Origin of the sequence: Tumebacillus flagellatus, assembly GCF_000714935.1 — a bacterium.
Lineage (GTDB): Bacteria > Bacillota > Bacilli > Tumebacillales > Tumebacillaceae > Tumebacillus > Tumebacillus flagellatus.
In genome coordinates this window covers 16,826-34,557 of sequence record NZ_JMIR01000003.1, presented here as the reverse complement: position 1 = coordinate 34,557, position 17,732 = coordinate 16,826, and the positions used below count along the sequence as shown (strand labels likewise).

Annotated in this window: 22 protein-coding genes; 17 read left to right on the top strand and 5 right to left on the bottom strand. The window is 58.2% G+C overall.

The annotated features are described in order from the left end of the window. Positions 1-15: 15 nt before the first annotated feature. From EL26_RS25295 to EL26_RS03015, 5 genes are all read left to right on the top strand, one after another. Entirely contained in the window at positions 16-312 is a 297-nt protein-coding gene (locus EL26_RS25295; protein ID WP_038084402.1) for a DUF4190 domain-containing protein, read from the top strand. A 122-nt stretch (positions 313-434) separates the two neighbouring features. Further along, positions 435-1,052, top strand: coding sequence for an RNA polymerase sigma factor (locus EL26_RS03030; protein WP_052035927.1), 618 nt, complete (start codon positions 435-437; stop codon positions 1,050-1,052). Next, positions 991-1,494 (top strand): hypothetical protein, encoded by a 504-nt coding sequence (locus EL26_RS03025; RefSeq protein WP_038084400.1) that lies wholly within the window; start codon positions 991-993, stop codon positions 1,492-1,494. Before EL26_RS03030 ends, EL26_RS03025 begins: the two co-directional genes overlap by 62 nt. Positions 1,495-1,507: 13 nt before the next feature. Then, positions 1,508-2,272, top strand: coding sequence for a hypothetical protein (locus tag EL26_RS03020; protein ID WP_038084398.1), 765 nt, complete (start codon positions 1,508-1,510; stop codon positions 2,270-2,272). Beyond that, positions 2,265-3,581, top strand: coding sequence for a DUF4097 family beta strand repeat-containing protein (locus tag EL26_RS03015; protein WP_081856939.1), 1,317 nt, complete (start codon positions 2,265-2,267; stop codon positions 3,579-3,581). The genes EL26_RS03020 and EL26_RS03015 overlap by 8 nt, the downstream gene beginning before the upstream one ends. Before the next feature lie 60 nt (positions 3,582-3,641). Here the strand turns inward: EL26_RS03015 and EL26_RS03010 are convergent, their stop codons facing one another. Further along, positions 3,642-3,833, bottom strand: a complete 192-nt coding sequence (locus EL26_RS03010; protein ID WP_038084394.1) for a hypothetical protein — start codon at positions 3,831-3,833, stop codon at positions 3,642-3,644. A gap of 127 nt (positions 3,834-3,960) precedes the next feature. Here EL26_RS03010 and EL26_RS24365 point away from each other — a divergent pair, with 127 nt between their 5' ends. After that, on the top strand, positions 3,961-4,413 hold the full coding sequence (locus EL26_RS24365) for a MarR family winged helix-turn-helix transcriptional regulator (protein WP_081856938.1): 453 nt from the start codon (positions 3,961-3,963) through the stop codon (positions 4,411-4,413). 121 nt (positions 4,414-4,534) lie between these two features. On the opposite strand, the gene EL26_RS03000 is transcribed toward EL26_RS24365, so the two are convergent. Further along, positions 4,535-5,041, bottom strand: a complete 507-nt coding sequence (locus EL26_RS03000; RefSeq protein ID WP_052035925.1) for a peroxiredoxin family protein — start codon at positions 5,039-5,041, stop codon at positions 4,535-4,537. 61 nt (positions 5,042-5,102) lie between these two features. Further along, positions 5,103-6,335: an MFS transporter gene (locus EL26_RS02995; protein WP_038084392.1), complete on the bottom strand. Its 1,233-nt coding sequence runs from the start codon at positions 6,333-6,335 to the stop codon at positions 5,103-5,105. Positions 6,336-6,565: 230 nt separating this feature from the next. Here EL26_RS02995 and EL26_RS02990 point away from each other — a divergent pair, with 230 nt between their 5' ends. After that, positions 6,566-7,705, top strand: a complete 1,140-nt coding sequence (locus EL26_RS02990) for an HD-GYP domain-containing protein (RefSeq protein WP_038084391.1) — start codon at positions 6,566-6,568, stop codon at positions 7,703-7,705. A gap of 30 nt (positions 7,706-7,735) precedes the next feature. Beyond that, positions 7,736-8,809, top strand: coding sequence for an A/G-specific adenine glycosylase (mutY, locus tag EL26_RS02985; protein WP_038084389.1), 1,074 nt, complete (start codon positions 7,736-7,738; stop codon positions 8,807-8,809). A gap of 57 nt (positions 8,810-8,866) precedes the next feature. On the opposite strand, the gene EL26_RS02980 is transcribed toward mutY, so the two are convergent. Then, entirely contained in the window at positions 8,867-9,274 is a 408-nt protein-coding gene (locus EL26_RS02980; RefSeq protein ID WP_038084387.1) for a hypothetical protein, read from the bottom strand. 229 nt (positions 9,275-9,503) lie between these two features. Here EL26_RS02980 and EL26_RS02975 point away from each other — a divergent pair, with 229 nt between their 5' ends. From EL26_RS02975 to EL26_RS02950, 6 genes are all read left to right on the top strand, one after another. After that, complete coding sequence (locus EL26_RS02975; RefSeq protein WP_038084385.1) at positions 9,504-9,686, top strand: hypothetical protein; 183 nt, start codon at positions 9,504-9,506, stop codon at positions 9,684-9,686. Between the two features lie 30 nt (positions 9,687-9,716). Next, positions 9,717-10,118, top strand: coding sequence for a hypothetical protein (locus EL26_RS02970; protein WP_038084383.1), 402 nt, complete (start codon positions 9,717-9,719; stop codon positions 10,116-10,118). Between the two features lie 107 nt (positions 10,119-10,225). Continuing rightward, positions 10,226-11,323, top strand: coding sequence for a serine hydrolase domain-containing protein (locus tag EL26_RS02965; RefSeq protein ID WP_052035924.1), 1,098 nt, complete (start codon positions 10,226-10,228; stop codon positions 11,321-11,323). A 133-nt stretch (positions 11,324-11,456) separates the two neighbouring features. Continuing rightward, positions 11,457-12,098, top strand: coding sequence for an SGNH/GDSL hydrolase family protein (locus EL26_RS02960; RefSeq protein ID WP_038084381.1), 642 nt, complete (start codon positions 11,457-11,459; stop codon positions 12,096-12,098). Positions 12,099-12,149: 51 nt separating this feature from the next. Beyond that, a complete protein-coding gene (locus EL26_RS02955; RefSeq protein ID WP_052035923.1) occupies positions 12,150-12,902 on the top strand; it encodes a FadR/GntR family transcriptional regulator in 753 nt (250 codons plus the stop codon). Continuing rightward, on the top strand, positions 12,868-13,833 hold the full coding sequence (locus tag EL26_RS02950) for a YitT family protein (RefSeq protein WP_081856936.1): 966 nt from the start codon (positions 12,868-12,870) through the stop codon (positions 13,831-13,833). The genes EL26_RS02955 and EL26_RS02950 overlap by 35 nt, the downstream gene beginning before the upstream one ends. A 101-nt stretch (positions 13,834-13,934) precedes the next feature. Here the strand turns inward: EL26_RS02950 and EL26_RS02945 are convergent, their stop codons facing one another. Then, positions 13,935-14,960, bottom strand: coding sequence for a glycosyltransferase (locus EL26_RS02945; RefSeq protein ID WP_038084379.1), 1,026 nt, complete (start codon positions 14,958-14,960; stop codon positions 13,935-13,937). 157 nt (positions 14,961-15,117) lie between these two features. Between EL26_RS02945 and EL26_RS02940 the strand changes: the two genes are divergently transcribed. Genes EL26_RS02940 through EL26_RS02930 form a run of 3 tightly spaced genes read left to right on the top strand, consistent with a single transcriptional unit; the run spans position 15,118 to position 17,486 of the window. Beyond that, entirely contained in the window at positions 15,118-15,345 is a 228-nt protein-coding gene (locus EL26_RS02940; RefSeq protein WP_038084377.1) for a hypothetical protein, read from the top strand. Between the two features lie 27 nt (positions 15,346-15,372). Beyond that, positions 15,373-16,083, top strand: coding sequence for a response regulator transcription factor (locus tag EL26_RS02935; protein WP_038084375.1), 711 nt, complete (start codon positions 15,373-15,375; stop codon positions 16,081-16,083). After that, on the top strand, positions 16,080-17,486 hold the full coding sequence (locus EL26_RS02930; protein WP_052035922.1) for a sensor histidine kinase: 1,407 nt from the start codon (positions 16,080-16,082) through the stop codon (positions 17,484-17,486). The genes EL26_RS02935 and EL26_RS02930 overlap by 4 nt, the downstream gene beginning before the upstream one ends. Positions 17,487-17,732: the final 246 nt, after the last annotated feature.

Genomic DNA, 17,732 nt, shown 5'->3' with positions numbered 1-17,732 from the left:
ACGAGGTGTCCTTGTTTGGCAGAAGTAGTGACTGAAGTACGACGCGTAAAACCGACTTCCGGACTCGCCATCACGTCGGTGGTGCTGGGCGGATGCACCCTCTTGGCGGCGATCGTTCCGTTTTTGAACTTCGTCTGTCTCTTGACCGGTCCGGTCGGCATCGTCCTCGGGGCGTTGGCGATCCGCCAAGTGAAGCAGCGTTCCGTGGAGATGAAGGGCAGCGGCTTGGCGTTGACCGGGCTGTTGTTGAACGTGGCCGGCACGGCGCTGACGATCTTGGTGCTGGTGTTGGTGTTTGCGGCGCTGAGCTAAAACACGAAAAATCCGGGGCGGATCAGGCTCCCGGATTTTTTTCTAAAAAATGAAGGGTTCGCGACTTCTCTTGCGTCAGTATAGGTGCGAGCAGGCAATCACGAGAGGAGGGAGGGTACCGCATGCAGGAAGCAAGCGATTTGGTATTGATTCGCGAAGTTCTGGCGGGGGATGAAACCTGCTATCGCTTGCTGGTGGAGCGGTATCAGTCCTTGGTCTATACGATTGCTCTCCGCATGGTACGCGATCGCACCGAAGCACAAGACATTGCGCAAGATGTATTCCTCAAAGCCTATCGGACGCTCGGCGATTTCCGGGAAGAAGCGAGTTTCAAGACGTGGATCTGCAAGATCGCCACGAACCGCTCGATCGACTGGAAGCGCAAGCACGGCGTGCGGCAGGAAAAAACCGCGCAGGTCGAAGAGGCCGCGTGGATTCCCGACACGGGGGTGGAACGACCGGATCAAGCGCTGATCCGGCGGGAGACCCAAGCGGAAGTCCGGCGCGTGATCGAGGAGATGCCGGAGAAGTACCGCAGCATCCTGGTCATGTACCACTTCCAGAACATGAGTTACCAAGACATTGCCGAAGATCAGAAAATTTCGCCGCGCACCGTGGAAACCCGGTTGTACCGGGCCAAGCAGATGATGCGCACGGCCTTGAGAGGAGGAGAAGCGGATGAACCACTTGAGCGGGAACCTGTTGTGCAGGTATCTGGAGGACGATCTCGACGATCGTGAACGTGATTTCGCCGACGCGCACTTGGAGGTCTGCGAGTTCTGTGCGGAGCAGCTGGCAGAAGTCGCGGCTCTCGGATTCGAGGAAGAGCTGTTTGAACTGGAACTTCCGCCGGTCGGATTTGCCGACCGGGTGATGGGGGAACTTTCGGCCACGGAGTCTGTTGGAGTGTCCGTTGCGCCTGAGAGCGTGCCCGACAACGTCGCGGTCCTGCCGAAGCGCCGCCGCTTCTCTCCGAAACTCGACGCCTTCACGCGTTTTGTCACCGCAGCGGTCGTCACCGGGTTTATGATGCTCGGGTCGTACCAATCGGCAAAAGCCGGCGACCACTCCGTCGTGCACACCATCCAAAACAAAGTCGAAACCGTGTCGTCCGGCACGGAAGCGATGTACGTGAATGTCCACGCCTGGTTCAGCGAATGGACCGCCAAGTTGACAAAGTGAGGAGGAACCATCCATGCATTGCCACTATCATCCAGAGCACTCGGTTGCGCGCGAATGCCGCGTCTGCCATCACTTGATCTGCACCGAGTGCATCATCGAAGTCGGAGAAGACGCGCTGTGCAAGTCGTGCGTCGCCGAGCAATTGCTCAAAGCCCAAGCCGTCCCGGAGCGCCCGCAAGTGCGCCCGGAACTGCAAGCCGCCGGCAAAGCAGGCGCCTCCGTGCCGCCGCACCAACAAGCGGTGCAAGCCGTCCGCGACAAAGACCAAGACCTGAACCGTCCGATCAAGAGCGGATTTCTGACCGTGCTGTTCTCCTGCCTGCCGGGCCTCGGGCATTACTACCTCGGCATGGAGAAGCGCGGGTTGAACTTGATGGTGCTGTTTTTCGGCCTGATCTTCCTCGTGGCGATCATTCCGAGCGTCGTGACGTTCCCGCTGGGACTCGGCTTCCCGATCCTGTGGTTCTACAGCCAGTTTGACGCTCTGAAGTACCGCTCCTTGATTAACCTTGGCGCGACGATCGAAGACAAACCGGTCATCCCGCAGATGATGCGCTTCGTCACCTACAGACACCTCGGCTGGTTGCTCGCGATCTTGGCGATGATGGGAATCGTCAGCAACTTGCTTAACATGGTCCCGATGGATTACACTGTGAGGGGAACGATACGAGAACTCCTCTCAGCGCTTGTGCTGCTGGCGATCGGGTTCTGGATTTTAAAGGGCAAGGACATTTCGTTTGTGCCCAGAGAAGAGAGTGAAGAACGCAATCATGCGTAGAGTTGGAACTTTGACCAGTGCGTGCACCTTGCTCGCACTTGGTCTTTTGCTTTTCCTGGACCTGTTCTCGACCGACCGGCATTGGTTTTTGGGCAGTTTGAACTATTGGCCGTTCGTCGCGGGAGGTCTGTTGGCAGAACTGGTGTACAGTGTGTATAAGATTCGACGCAAGCGCCTGCCGGAACGGTTGAAGCTCGACGGGCGTTCGCTTGGGCTTTTGTTCCTCGTCACTGTGTTCTCCGTCAACTTCTACCTTGGAGCGACCAAGGAAGCCGTTGGAGCGCAGGAGGAACCGACGCCCGCTCCGACGCCGACTTCGCTTTTTTCCGTCACGCAAAAAGACATCGAGCTTCCGAAGTTTGCGGCGACGCTGCGCCAAGACACGCGCGTTGTTGCGATTCAAAACCCGCTTGGCAAAGTCGAAGTCGTCGGGACGCAGGAGCGCGTGATGCGCATCTCGGGCACCGCGCATGTCACCGGAACGGATGACGCGATGTTGCAGACGCAAGCGCTGTCGCTCGCTCCCGTGGTCGATTTCGGCGAGACGATGACGGTCGCCGTTCGCGCGGACAAGCCCGCAGGCGACGAAACGAAAGACACGCGCCGAGTCGACTTGCGCGTGGAAGTGCCTCTGGGCACGGAGTTGTCGATTCGCACGCAGCGCGGCGACATCACAGTGGGGAACTACAACGGCAACGCCAACCTCGCCACCAAAAACGGCACGGTCTCCGTGGACAGGCTCACGGGCGCGCTGACAGCCGTTTCGCAAAACGGCAAGGTGAGTGCCGCAAGCGTGACCGGAAACGTCAACGTCACGGCTCAGGGAGGCGGTGCGGCGGTCAACGACGTGCTCGGAGATCTCGTCGTGAATTCGGACGGCGGCGACGTGCAAGTGCAAAACGTCAGCGGGAAATTGGATTTCACCGCCAACTACGGCAAGATGACGATCACGTCGGTGGACGGCGACGTCGTCCTGCATTCCCGCAACGGCTTGCTGACGGTGACCGATCTGGAAGCGGCGGTGACCGCCACCGTCACAGACGGTGAATTTCGTTTCGCGGCAGGTCTTGTGACCGGGCCGTGGATGATTACGACGACGAACACGAAGGTCAGTCTGAACCTGCCCAAGGACTCCTCGCTCAAATTCCTCGGCGAGACGAACAAGGGCGTCATCAAAGGCCCGACGAAGCAAAGCCCCGGCAGCGCGACCAAGTCCGGCGCTCTGATCACCGAACAGATGGGAGCGGGAACCTACCCGCTGACGGTGCGCTCCGACAACGGCAGCATCTTCGTCGAAGTCACAAATTAACACGAAAACCCCTGTCCGCATGGACAGGGGTTTTTCGTTTGGTCTTGCTCAGGACTCGGGTTAGTCCATGTCGATCGCGTCCATCATCGAGTCCGCGATGCGCGACATATCGTCGGTGGAGTCGCCCGCCACGTTGTTGCGGCGCATCATTTCCCAAGCGGCGATGCCGACGCCAGCACCGATCACCATCGCCGTGACGGTGTTGAGACCGCGTTTGCGACGAGGCATCATGTCAGTGATCATTTCCCACATGTTTACCACCTCCCGTGCGCTTATTTTTTACACTTTTTCTGAGAAGATACGCTGTGCCGTTTGGCGAAGTGTGGTATTATATTGTATGTCACATAAATAAAAAAACAGGTTTGGGGTAGATTAAGAGATGAATATTTTGAATCGTGACGAGGAGTTACGAGCGAACTTGATTAATATGTTCATTCGTATTAACAATTTGCTCATCAAGCATGGAAACTCGCCTCGGTTGGCAGGCGCCTATGGGCTGTCTCAGCAACAATGGACACTGCTCAGTGTTTTGTGCAAGAGCGGCCAAGGCATGACGATGACCGAGTTGGGCAAAAACCTGCTCGTCACCAAAGCCAACATGACCGGCATGGTCGACCGCTTGGAGCGCGACGGTTTCGTCTCTCGCCATCCGGATCAGTTTGACCGCCGCGTTACCAAAGTCCTCCTCACCGACAAAGGCAAGGAGTTCATGAACGCGATCGAGGGCCCGCGCAACGAATTCACGGAAGAGATGCTGGGCGACTTTTCGCATGAAGAATTAACAAACTTTTGCGGTTATTTGGAACGTCTCTTCGAAAAGTTGGACCGGTGAAAGCGTCACCAAGCCCTTCAGGAGGATGGGACTGTTGCTCAAAACTGCATCGTAGTCATGAAAAAGCGGCGTCCTGTGCGGACTCCGCTTTTTTTCGTACGACCGTTTGGTTTGGGAGGGCTTATTTTTTGCTGGCGGCGGGTGTTTCGTCAGCCGGTTGCGGCGGCTCCGGGATCGGCAGGGTGCCGTCGTTGATGCCTTGGATGACCTCAAACAGCTCAAGTGACGTCGGTGAGCCGCGGAACACGTAGCGCACGATCATGTTCTTGTCCAAGATGTAGACCGTCCGCGCCTGCATGAACCCCATCAGGGTCGGGATGCGGAAGTGATACGCCAACTGCCAGCGTTCATCGTAGATCAGCGGGAAGCCGAAGTTGTTCTTGGCTTCGAACTTCCGGTGCTTTTCCGGTTTGCCGGGGTTGACGCCGAACACCACCGTATTGAGTTCCGCGTATTGCGGAAGCGCGTCGCGGGCGGCGGAGAGCTGCGCCTGGCAGGTGCGGGTGTTGTTGATCGGATAGAAGATCAAGACGACGTTCTTCTTGCCCTTGTAGTCGTACAGGCGGACAGGACCCTTGGTGCTGTCCATCTTAAAATCGGGGGCGGTTGTGCCGAGGTCCAATAACATGCGCCGAATCACTCCTTCTGTGCACCAGTGTATAGAAAAAAAGCATCCGTCGCAACCGAAGTTACGAGGACGCCGGTGTGGAGGACGCGACGGGGGATGCCGATTCCGCAGACTTGAACAACACCAGCGCGACGAAGGCTGCCAGCAGCACGATCGCGCCGTTGCCCGCGAGCAGCCAGACGACGGAAACCTCCCGCAGCAACGCGCCCGCCAGAGCGGCGGAGACCATCATCGTGCCGATGATGATCGGCTCCAGCAGCCCCGAGACGCGTCCAAGGAACTCACTTGCGACAAACGTTTGGATCAGCGACGCCAGCCCGATGTTGAGCGTTGTGCCGCCGAATCCGACGATCAGCCGAGCGAGTGCTGCGACCCACAAGTTCGGCGCGCAGGCGACGAGCACGATGCCCATGCCGATCAGGAACAGTCCGGCGATGATCAGTTTATGGCGGTGTTGGAGGCGCTTGGCCATCGTGCCGATCACGAGGGCGGACGTGAGCATCGCCACGCCTTGCACGGAGTTGAGAATCGCCACATAGCGCTCGTCGAGATGCAGCGCCGACGTGACGACAAAGATCTGCAGCGAGTTGTACGAACCGAGTCCGATGCCGAGCGTCATCCCGGCGATCAGCATCGGACGAAGCATCCGGTGTCCGACGGTGTAGCGGAATCCCTCGCCGAGTTCCGCCGCAATGCGGCGGCGCGGGCGCGGCTCAAACGCCAGCGGGAGCCTCAGCAGGCCGGTTAGACAGACGGCCGAGAGCAGGAACGTCACCGTGTTGATGCCAAACGACATCGAGACGCCCAACAGCGCGAACACGCCGGTACCGATCATAGGCCCTAAGACCCGTAACGTATTGCGCGTAACTTGGGTCAAAGAAGTAGCGGCGATCGAGTGTTCCTTCGGCACGATGCCGGCGACGACCGCCGTGCGCGCCGGGTCGAAAAACGATTGAAAGCTCCCGGCGAGCAGCGCGCCCAGATAGGCGAGCGGCAACCAATCGGTGAGCAGGGCGAGCGCGAGCAGCAACATCGCCGCCGCCCGGAGCAAATCGGACGCAATCATCGTCTTCACCCGGTTCAAGCGGTCGACCCACACGCCGGCAAACGGCGTGACGAGCAGCACGGGAGCGTACTCGCACACGGTGATGACCGTGACCGCGAGCGAGGAGCCATGCGAAACGCGGTAGACCCAAAACAGCAGGGCCATGTTGCGAATCCAATCGCCCGTTTCGGAAAAGATTTGCGCCAACCAGACGCAGCGGAAACTTCCGATACGCAAAACGGAGACCATGCGATCGTCTCCTCCTCTATATCTTGAAATTGTAAAATACATAAGTTGCGGCAAAGCGTATCTCTAATAGTAGCTGGGATAAGTTGGTGAGTCAATCCGAACCTTCAGATTTTTGGGGAATCGGGATTTCTGTTAGAGGCGGCAGGAGAATATAGATGGAAATCGAATAAGTGAAAACCATGTCGTAATTTGACGAAAAAAATTAAAGTAAAAAGAAAGGGGGAGTTTCGATGAAATACCGGATGTTGCAACGACGCCGGCGTCCGTCGCAAGCGGATTTCCAAGAGAACTGTTTGCTGACGGGACTGTACGGACACCGCAAAATCAACGAGTTGTTGCGGCAGGCTGTCTTGGAGGCGCATGAAGGAGGGCACGAGGTGTCTGTGCTGTTTCTGGATGTGGACGACTTCAAGCCGATCAACGAGCACTACGGATATGAAGCGGGCGACCTGGTGTTGAAGAGCGTGGCAGGTGTGTTGTGCCGCGCTTTGCGTTCCGGCGATTTCATCGGGCGTTTCGGAGGAGACGAGTTCTTGGTCGTGCTGCCGGATACGACGGCACAAGAAGCGGAACTGCTCGCGGAGGGGCTGCAACAACGCTTGCGGGAACAGCGTTTTTTGGCAAAAAAAAACGAAGAAGCTCTGCCGGTGACGGTCTCGATCGGCGTGGCGGAGTATCCCCGCGACGCGAGTGCGGCCCAAGAGCTGGTTGCAGTCGCACAGCAAGCGTTGGAGCAAGCCGAACACGACGGCGTGGCGAAACTGCAGCGCCGGACGGTTTCGTATCGGTCGTTCCTTGAGAACGCGTCTCGTATCTTGGAACTCTACCTCCTCTCCCTGAAAGATAAAGACACGTACACCGTGGAGCATTCCGAAGACGTGGCGGAGTACGTCGGAATTCTCGCGGCGGCGCTCGGTTTGCCGGAGTCGATGCAGGCGGAGTTGCGGGTCGCGGGGCTATTTCATGACATCGGCAAAGTCTTGATCCCCGACCCGATCTTGAAAAAGCCGGGCCGTCTGACGCAGGAAGAATATGTGTCGATGAAATGCCATGTCACGATCTCGCACGACATACTCGCAAAGCATTACACAAGCCAGGTGATGCGCGACGGCGTCATGCACCATCATGAACGCTACGACGGCACCGGGTATCCGCGCGGCTTGTGCGGCGAGGAAATACCGCTGGCGGGACGGATTCTGGCGATTGCCGATTCGTTTTCGGCGATGACGCTCGACCGCTCGTACCGCAAGTGCAAGACGATCGAGGCAGCGATTGGCGAACTGCGCCGCTGTGCGGGCACGCAGTTTGACCCGGAGCTTGTCTCGGTGTTCTGCCAAGAGTTGGAAAGTCGTCACGCCATCAGAGCGTAAAGCGTACACATCACGGAGGACTTCGCAGAGATGAACAAATTGGCGACTCGCGATGGAGTCGGGAAAGCATTGTTGGATTGGTATGAAGCGAACAAGCGCGACCTCCCGTGGCGGCGGACGCGCGACCCGTATGCGATCTGGGTGTCGGAAGTGATGCTCCAGCAGACGCGGGTGGAAACGGTGATTCCTTATTGGGAGCGGTTCTTGGAACGGTTTCCGACGATTGAAGCGCTCGCCGACGCGCCGGAAGCCGATGTGCTGAAGCACTGGGAAGGGCTCGGGTATTACTCCCGCGTCCGCAATTTGCAGAAGGCGGCGCAAGTGGTCAAAGAGCGTCACCACGGCATCGTTCCGGACACGCTCGACGAGATGCGCGCACTGCCTGGCGTCGGCCCGTACACGGCCGGAGCGGTGCAGTCGATCGCGTACGACCGCGACGTTCCGGCGGTGGACGGCAACGTGTTTCGCGTGCTCTCGCGCCTGTACTTGATCGAAGAAGACATCATGAAGCCGAAAACCCGCAAGACGTTCGAAGACCTCGCCGAATTCTTGATCCCGACCGGACGAGCCGCCTCGTTCAACCAAGGGCTGATGGAACTCGGCGCGCGCATCTGCATACCGAAAAACCCCCGCTGTCAGACGTGTCCGGTGCAAGCGTATTGCCAAGCGTTCGCCGAGGGGGTGCAGGAAGACCTGCCCGTCAAAGAGAAGAAAAAACCCCCGCGCCCGGTCGACATGACGGCCGCGCTGGTGCGCAACGGCGACGCGGTGCTGATCCGCCGTCGTCCCGACACGGGATTGCTCGCGGGACTTTGGGAGTTTCCGGGCGGCGAGCGCGTGGAGGGGCTGTCGCTGGAAGATTCGCTGCGTCAACACTTGCGCGAAGACTTCGGCGTCGTCGTGGAGCCGAAACACCTGTTTGCGCAAGTCGAACATACTTTTAGCCACCTGCATTGGAACATGCGCGTGTTTGAGTGCGCGCTGCTCTCCGGCACGGTGCGCGTCACAGAGGACGTCCGATGGGTGCCGCTGCACGAGTTGGAATCCTACGCATTCCCCGTCGCCCACCAGAAGGTCGTCAAGCAACTGGGCGGGCTGATCTAGATCAAAAAAAGCACTCGGTCGCGGCCGAGTGCTTTTTGACGAAGGCGGATATTAGAGTCAGGCGTGTTGGCGAACCAACACGGGACGCTGCAGCTGCTCCCGAAAGGCTTCCGTGATTTCCACGGCAACGCCGCCGTCGTGGACGCGCTGGTCGAGCGAGACGGGGTGATCCGTGCCGGTGAGCAGGTAGAGCGTGGACGCTTCCATCAGCGCCATGATGAATTCTTGGTGCGTAAGATAAGACACGACGAATTGGAAGCGGTGGAGATGACCTTTGAGGTCGGTGATGCCCGCGTGCAGTTCCAGAGCCGGAAATCCGTTTGCAAAGGTGACGCGCGCCTCAAGGGACGAGGAAAGCAACCGGTCCGGACGGATGAGGGTATGCGGCAGGAGGCACCCTAACAGGTACGGAGCCCGGCACCGTTGATGGATCGTAACCCCGCAGTTTCTTGCGTTTCCTTCCATGAGAACATCCCCTTTGCCATGGTTTCTGACTCTAGAATACCAAGCATTCGTCGTATCCATTTGAATGAATCGTGAAAACTATGTAAAATCAAACTAGAACGACACAGAGGAGGTACTGCCCATGATCGCAGTCACCGATCTCGCACTGGAGCAAATCCAGGAGATCTTGAAGGAAGAAGCGGACGAGGAAGTCGTCATCCGCGTACAAGTTTCGCCCGGCTGAGGCGGCATGAAGTTTCGTTTGGTTCTGGATGAACCAAGAGAGCATGACAAGTTTCACGAAGTTCGCGGCTTGAAGTTCGCCATCGACGCGTTTGCCGCGTCGTTTGTCGAGAGCATCACCGTGGACTACGATTCGTACGAAGACAGCTTTATGGTGATTAACGAAGCGGGTCCCAACTCCGCTTGCTAAGATACCGTCACTCAAGAAGGGATGAACCCAATGTCGATGAACCCGCCTGTACAAGTCAACTATGACATCAAATCCATGGAGCGCTGCGTCTCCGCTACGTTCGCGTTCGGCCCGACTTCGATGAACAACCCGTACTTCTCGATCTACTTCGTCGTCAACAACGCGGGCATCGTAGCCATCTATGACAAGTCGATGCCGGTGGCGAACGCGGTGCCGAACGAGAACAACGAAGTTCCGTTCGTCGACCAGCTCAAAACCAACTCCATCTCCGTCAAGCAAGGCAGCAACAAGTACGAAATTCTGCGCTTTCTCCACGAAGAACTGGAGCGCATCGGCGAAAAGCTGCAGCGCGAAGGCCGTCCGATGAACGATGCGGACGTCTCCAAGCTGATGACCAAAGTTGCTCGCGTGTACGAAGGCGAACAACAATAGGTTTCCCTCTTGCGATCCCAAGACCCGGCCCGCGCGGCTTGGTCTTTTTTTCTTGCTCGCTTCATAGAAATCAGAACACTAGATTTCGTGAAGGGAGACGGATTTCAATGCGGAGGACGATTGGAGCAGGGTTGGAGCGCGGAGTGTTTCCGGGTGTGGTCGCGTGTGTGTCGATGCAGGGAGAGCCGGTTTTTTACGAGGCGCACGGCGCGGCGGAATTGACGCCGAACCACCGGGCGATGCAGTTGGACACGCGCTTTGATTTGGCGGCGTTGACGCAGGTGGTCGCGACGATGCCGGCGACGTTGCGCACGGTGCAGATGGGCAAACTTTCACTGGTCGATCCTGTCGTTCGCTACTTGCCGGAGTTTGCCACGGGCATCGACCGCTACACCAAAGCGCAAATCAACGCGTTCCATCTCTTGACCCACTCCTCCGGGCTGCCCGGCTGGAAGCCGTTCTACCTGCAGGCGCGCGGCTTGAAAGCGTACTTGCGCCAACTCGCGGACACGCCGCTGGAGACGGCGCCGGGCACGCGGGCGATGCAGAGCGACTTGGGCTACATGCTGTTGGGATTTTTGCTGGAGCGGGTCTGGGACATGCCGCTCTCGGACGTGTGCGAAAAATTGGTGTTCCATCCGCTCGGCATGCACGCGACTTCGTTTGCGGGCGAGGGGTTGCCCGCCGAAGAGTGCGCCGCGACGGAGATCGGCAACGAACAGGAGCGCCGGGTGTGCGACGGGACGGATTTCCCGTGGCGGGGCAACACGGTGTGCGGAGAAGTGCTGGACGGCAACGCGTTTTACGGATTGGACGGCGTCGGCGGGCATGCGGGGCTGTTTTCCACGGCGGCCGACTTGAACCAGTTTGCCGAGTTGTGGGTGCGCAAAGGGATCGTGCGGCGGGAGCGGTTTTTTGATGCGACGCTGGTGACGCTGGCGACGTCGGCGCACGCCGAAGCGGGCGGGAAGCGGTTCGGATTCGGCTGGGAACTGGCGGGAGACGCGTGTGCGGTCGGAGCGGCGGCCCCGTCGAATTCGTTCGGGCTCTCAGGCGGCACGGGGGTTTCGATCTGGTGCGATCCGATGACGAAAACCACGTCCGTCGTGCTGACGAACGCCGTGCACCCGGAGACCAGCGAATCGCGCGCCGACGATTTGGCGCGCTGGCGGCAACAGTTCCACCTGCGGGCGCTCAACGGGTAACGAGAAGTTGGCAGAAAAAACGACCGGACACGCACAGGGTCCGGTCGTTTTTGGCAGCGTCCAAGCAAAGTGGAGGAGAGTCCCATATCTTGCAGAGAGAACTCATTTTTTTTCGGCAAGGGAGGGACATCATATGCTTAGCTACACAGCGTTGGGCGATTCGATCACCTACGGGGAGAATGCGAGCTCACCGTCGCATCGCTACGTAAATTTGGCATCTCGTCAGGCGGGCGTGAAGCACGGCGGGACCGTGTTGGACGTAGTGGCACAGCCGGCTTGGACCTCCGGCGACCTGACAGCGGCCGTGCTTGGAAATCCGGTGTGCCCGCTGCGCAAAGCTTCTGTCGTGACCGTCTGGATCGGCGGCAACGATTTGGCGTTTGCGGGACTGCGCGTGTTGCGCGGGGCGCCGGCTGCTTCTGTGGAAGCTGCACTTGCGCAGTACGGTCGCAATTTAGGAGCGTTGGTGACGGGGCTGAAATCGGTCTGTGCGGGCCGTATCGTGCTTTGCACGCAGTACAATCCGTTTCCGAATTCCAAAGTCGCGGTCGAGGGCGTGGCGGCGTTGAACGCGGTGACGGCGGAGACAGCCAAACGCATGGGCGTGCTCCTCGCGCCCACGGCAACCGCGATTGACGGACGGGCTCCGGAATTGATTTCCGGCTACCGGACGGGGAGAGTGGAAGACGCGCTGCGTTCGCCGATTTTGCCCGTTCACCCCAACGATGCTGGACATCGCGCCATCGCGCATCAATTGGTGACGTTCCTATCGTAAAACTCGTGTATAATAGAGATATCAAATTCTGAAAGCTCTGAGGGACGCCCCGTGAAAACCAACCGATCCAAGTCGAAAAAAACATACGAGCAAGTCGCGGAGCAAATCAAGCGGATGATCGAGCAAGGCCACCTGCAACCGGGTGACAAACTGCCGCCGATGATCGACTTGGCGCGTGAGTTCGGCGTGTCCCGTCCGACCGTGCGCGAGGCGTTCTCGACGCTGGTCGGGATGGGATTGATCGACCTGCGCCACGGCGAGGGCACGTTTGTGCAGAATGTCGACGTGCAGACGATGGTCACCGAGCCGATGAACGCCGCGCTGCTGCTGGGGCGCGGCGATCTTCGCAGTTTGTTGCAGGTGCGCTCGCTGCTTGAGATCGGCGCCGTCGAGATGGCGATCGAGCGCTTCCGCCGCCAAGGCGAAGAGCGGTTGGCACCTGTGCGCTCTGCCTTGATGCGCATGGAAGCGGTGAGCGGCAAGCAGACGGTCGAAGAGCGGGTGGGAGCCGATTTGCAATTTCACCTCGCGATCGCGGAATCATCAGGCAATCATGTGTTGCACAACCTCATGAACACCTTGACCGAGACGATTCGAAGCGTGATTCGGCAGGCTTGGATGGAGGAACAGCGGGCGGGAGGTCTCCTTGACGAGCATCGCGCGCTCTACGAAGCGATGCGTGCAGGAGACACCGTTTTAGCCAAGAGTTTGATCACTCGTCATCTGGACCGCACGGCGGAACAGATGGAGCACCAGAAGGGAGAGAGAAATGGAAGAGAACAACCAAACCAAGACACAAGTTGAAGTCGCAGCAGAACACACCTCCGCCACGGCGGCGATCGGAGACGGAGCAGCCGCGCAAGTACGGACCGCTCGGGCGCACAAGCGCCAACCCGTATCCTATCATCTGAGACGGATGTTTTTCATCGTATTGGGTTCCTTGATCTTTGCGGTGGGGCTGGAGATCTTCCTAGTTCCGAATTCGATCATTGACGGCGGCATCACGGGGATCTCGATCCTCCTGGGTCATCTGACCGGATTGCCGATCGGACTGTTTCTCTTCGTGTTAAATCTCCCGTTCCTATTGATCGGGTACAAACAGATCGGGCGGACATTTGCCGTGACCACCCTGATCGGCGTTGCGTTCATGTCGGTGTTCGTCTCGCTGCTCGTGCCGGTGGAAGCGTTGACGGTCGACCCGTTGCTGGCTGCCGTGTTCGGCGGCGTGCTGATGGGGATCGGGGTAGGTACGATCATCCGCTACGGCGGATCGTTGGATGGAACGGAGATCGTGGCGATCCTTCTGACGCGCAAATTGCCGTTCTCCGTCGGGGAGATCGTCATGTTCTTCAACATCTTCATTCTCGGCAGCGCCGGGTTCGTGTTCGGCTGGGACCATGCGATGTATTCGCTGATCGCATACTACATCGCGTTCAAGATGATCGACATCACCGTCGAAGGTCTTGACCAGTCCAAGTCGGTCACGATCATCGCCGAGTCGCCGGAGGATATCTCCGACGCGATCCAGTACCGTCTGGGTCGGGGCGTGACGCACATCTACGGCAAGGGCGGCTACTCCGGCGAAGACAAAGAACTGCTCTACGTCATCGTCACCCGTTTGGAGCTTGCCAAACTAAAAAGCATCGTGTTGGAAATCGACCCGCAGGCGTTCATCGCCATCGAGCACGTCTCCGACGTGACCGGCGGTCGCTTCCGCAAAAAAGCAATTCACTAAGCCACAAAACAACTCCAGAGAACAACAACAGCCCCTCCTTCGCCGAAGGAGGGGCTTTCTAGAATAACCGCAGCTGCCGCCCAGCCAAGCCTGTGTCCTTATCACTTCGCCCCGCAGACCTTTTTCTCCACCACATCCTGATACATCTTCCGAAACGCCGCCAACTCGCGCTCCAGCGAATAATGCTCGCGGATCGTCTCCAACGCCCCTTCGCTCACCTTCACGAGAGCCGCCTCATCCGTGCAAAGCAGGGACGCTTTTTCCACCAATTCATCGCCGTCCGAATAGAGGAACCCGTTCACCCCATCCTGAATCAAATCCCGGTTCCCCGGCACATTCGAAGCCAAGATCGCGCGCCCCAGAGACATTGCTTCCAGCAGGGCATGAGACAGCCCTTCCGACGACGACGTATTCATCACCACATCGGCCGCCCGGTACAGATCGGCGATCTCCTCATACGGAATTCCACCCAGATAGCGGGCAAACTCCGCGTGCTTCCCAAACGCCGTTTCAATCTCCGCAAACAGCTTCGCATCCAAATTCTGCCCCGCCAACAAAAAACGCACCTGCGGGAATTTCTCGTGAACTTTCGCCAACGGCTCCAACGCATTCAAAGGCCGCTTAACCGGACGAATCCCCGCCACCAGCAGGAACACAAACTCATCGTCGGAAATGCCAAAGTCCGCGCGCGACTTCCCCGCGCCCTGCGGCAAATCGATGCCCAAGTTGATCGTCATCGCCTTGCCGCTCGCCGCCGGATACACCTCCGCCAGATTCTGCACAGCCGCATCCGTCAAACAGACGATCGCAGAGGCATACTCCACCGCCTCCACCATGCTCGGTCGAGTCTCCGGATGTTTGAGATGCTCGTTGACATCCGTTCCCGTCATCGTCAACACCATCGGTTTGCTATATTGCTTTGCGATCGGCGCCACCTGACGCCCCGTCAAATACGCGTTGTACGAGTGAATGATATCAGCCGCTTGATAATCCTCCGGAGTCACCTCATCGAGCGCCAAACGCTTGATGTGGATGCCCTGCGGCTCCAACCCCCGCTGCAGACGGCCCGAATACGTCCAGTTGCCGCCGGAGGGATTGTTGGGAGGAAGAACGATGAGAATGTTCATAGTGGTATCGTTCCTTTCGAAAGGGTACTTAACCAAGACAGTACCTGATCCCGGCGTCGTTGTCTGTACGGTGAGTCACTTTTTCAGTGAGGGGCTTTTTTATGGTATGATACCTATGTATCTTGCTTTCTATGTGATTGAAGGAGTGAAACACATCATGTCTCTCATCTACAAATCGCCGATGGCGAAAAAATTCCAGATCTTCTTCTTCATCTGGACGTTGATCGTCATGGCGTCCTTTGCAGGGGTTGGCATCTCGATTGCCTATATCAGATGGAACCAAGCGTTTGTCTTTCTCGCCGTAGCGGTCTTGATGGCGGGATTTGGCTTTATGATCCGCAAGCGCGTGTTGCGCGCGATGGGCGAGATCAAACCGAAGCAGTAAGACCTGTTCGTCGGGAGAGGATAGCTCATGGAAGAGACCAAGAAGAAAATCTACGTAGTCGACGATGATGAGAACATCCGCAAAATCGTCATGCGCTACTTGGAAGCGGAAGGCTATGACGTTCGCGGGTTTGGCGACGGCGAATCGGCGTTGCAGGCGTTTGAAGAAGCAAAGCCCGACATGTTCATCCTCGACATCATGATGCCGGGGATCGACGGGTTGGAGGTGTGCCGCAAGCTGCGCGCGCAAAGCCAGATTCCGATCATCATGGTGTCCGCCAAGGATGACGAGATCGACCGCATCGTCGGCTTGGAACTGGGGAGTGACGATTACTTGTCCAAACCGTTCTCGCCGCGCGAACTGCTGGCGCGGGTCAAGACGGTCTTCCGCCGCTTCCACGTCGGACTCCAGCAAGCGGCGCAACAGGAGAACACGGGAGCGAACGAACTCCTGCTGCGCGACCTCACCCTGTACCCGGACGAGCGCCGGGCGGTCTGTCAAGGACAGGATGTGCCGCTGACAACCAAAGAGTACGACCTGCTTTATTTCTTCGCCCGCCACGTCAACAAAGCGTTCACGCGCGAGCAGCTGTTGACGCAGGTGTGGGGCTATGACTATCTAGGCGACGAGCGGGCGATTGACGACCTCGTGAAGCGCCTGCGCAAGAAATTGAAGACAGCCGGTTCCGACTGTGAGATCAAAACGGTCTGGGGCTACGGCTACAAAGTAGAATCATGACGCGCCGCTCCTCGATTCGCCAGAAGCTGATCCTCTCGTATCTTTTGATTGCGGTGGTGGCGCTGAGCGTGGGCGGCGTGCTTTTTTACGCGCTGGTCAAGCAGGCGATCACCGACGAAGCGTTTCGTTCGCTGCAGTACGAAGCGGGGACGTTTTTGAACACGATCGATTTGACGACGGGCAACGACGACCAATCGCAATTGGCGAAGAAAGCGTCGCGCCTGCGCATCCAGTTTGCGACGCGCACGATGAGCCTCGCCGTGGTCATCGTCAACCAGAAAACCGGCCGCGTCGAAGCGACCAACGTTGAAGGGCTGCAAGTGGGAGATCTCTTCCCGGTGTCACTTGCCGGCATCGACAACGACGGGTCGGATAACGATACGCTGCAATCGGTGCAGCAGGTCGGCAACAACCAGTACCTGATTCACGCGATGAACATGCCGCAAGCGCAGTACAAGGGATTGGACGCCGTGTTTCTGACACCGCTTGAGAACGTCCGGCTGGTGACCAAGGACTTGATTCAGTCGCTGCTCAAGGGGTTTCTGATCACCAGCGTCGTCGTGATGGTGCTCGGTCTGTGGTTGTCCCGGTCGCTTGCCAAGCCGATCCGCCTGTTGCAAAACCAGATGAGCCGTCTCGCCAAGCGCGATTTCTCACCGCCGCCGATCGTGCAGACGGGGGACGAGTTGGAGGACGTGTCGCGGACGTTCGCTTCGATGGTCGAAGAGTTGAAGCGGTACGACCAGGGGCAGCGGCGTTTTTTGCAAAACGCGTCGCATGAGTTGAAGACGCCGCTGATGGCGATTCAGGGGTATGCGGAGGGCATCAAGGACGGCATCTTCACGGGAGAGGAAGCGAACACGGGGCTTGAAGTGATCTCGCAAGAAGCGGTGCGGTTGAAAAAGCTCGTCGACGAGCTGATCTACCTCTCGAAGTTGGAGACGCTCGAAGACAGTTTCCGACCGGTCGACTTGGAGTTCACGTCGCTGGTGGAAGACTCTGTGGCGCGCGTGAACTCGCTGGCGTTGCAGAAGGGCGTCGTGATCGACGTGTTGGGCGAGGGTGAGTACAGGGTGCATGCGGACGGCGACAAGCTGATGCAGACGATGATCAACTTGCTCAGCAACGGCGTTCGACATGCCCGTTCGCACGTGACCGTGACGTTGCGTCAAGACGGCGGGCAACTGATCGTCTCCGTCCATGACGACGGAGAGGGGTTCGTGAACCCCGACCAAGACCAGCAGCAGATCTTCGCCCGCTTCTACAAAGGGGACAAGGGCGACACCGGACTGGGCCTCGCGATCGTCAAAGCGATCGTCGACCAATCCGGCGGCACGATCACCGCCCGCAACCACGAACGCGGAGGGGCGGAACTCATCCTGAGCCTCCCCATGATCAACTAGAAAAAACCGCTCTCTCACGCAGGGAGGGCGGTTTCTTCCGGCGCAACCACGAAGCGAACTGCCGATACGATGAAAAACCGCCCTCCCGTAACGGGAAGGCGGTTTTTTTACGATTACGCCGAAATCGACGAGTTGTTGTCGTGGAGGCCTTGATAACGATCTTCGTCGAATTCCTTCTCCATAGAAGCCCGATCAGCACGAGGATGTTCACAAAGCTCAAAGAAAAAACCCACGTCTGGCACGTGG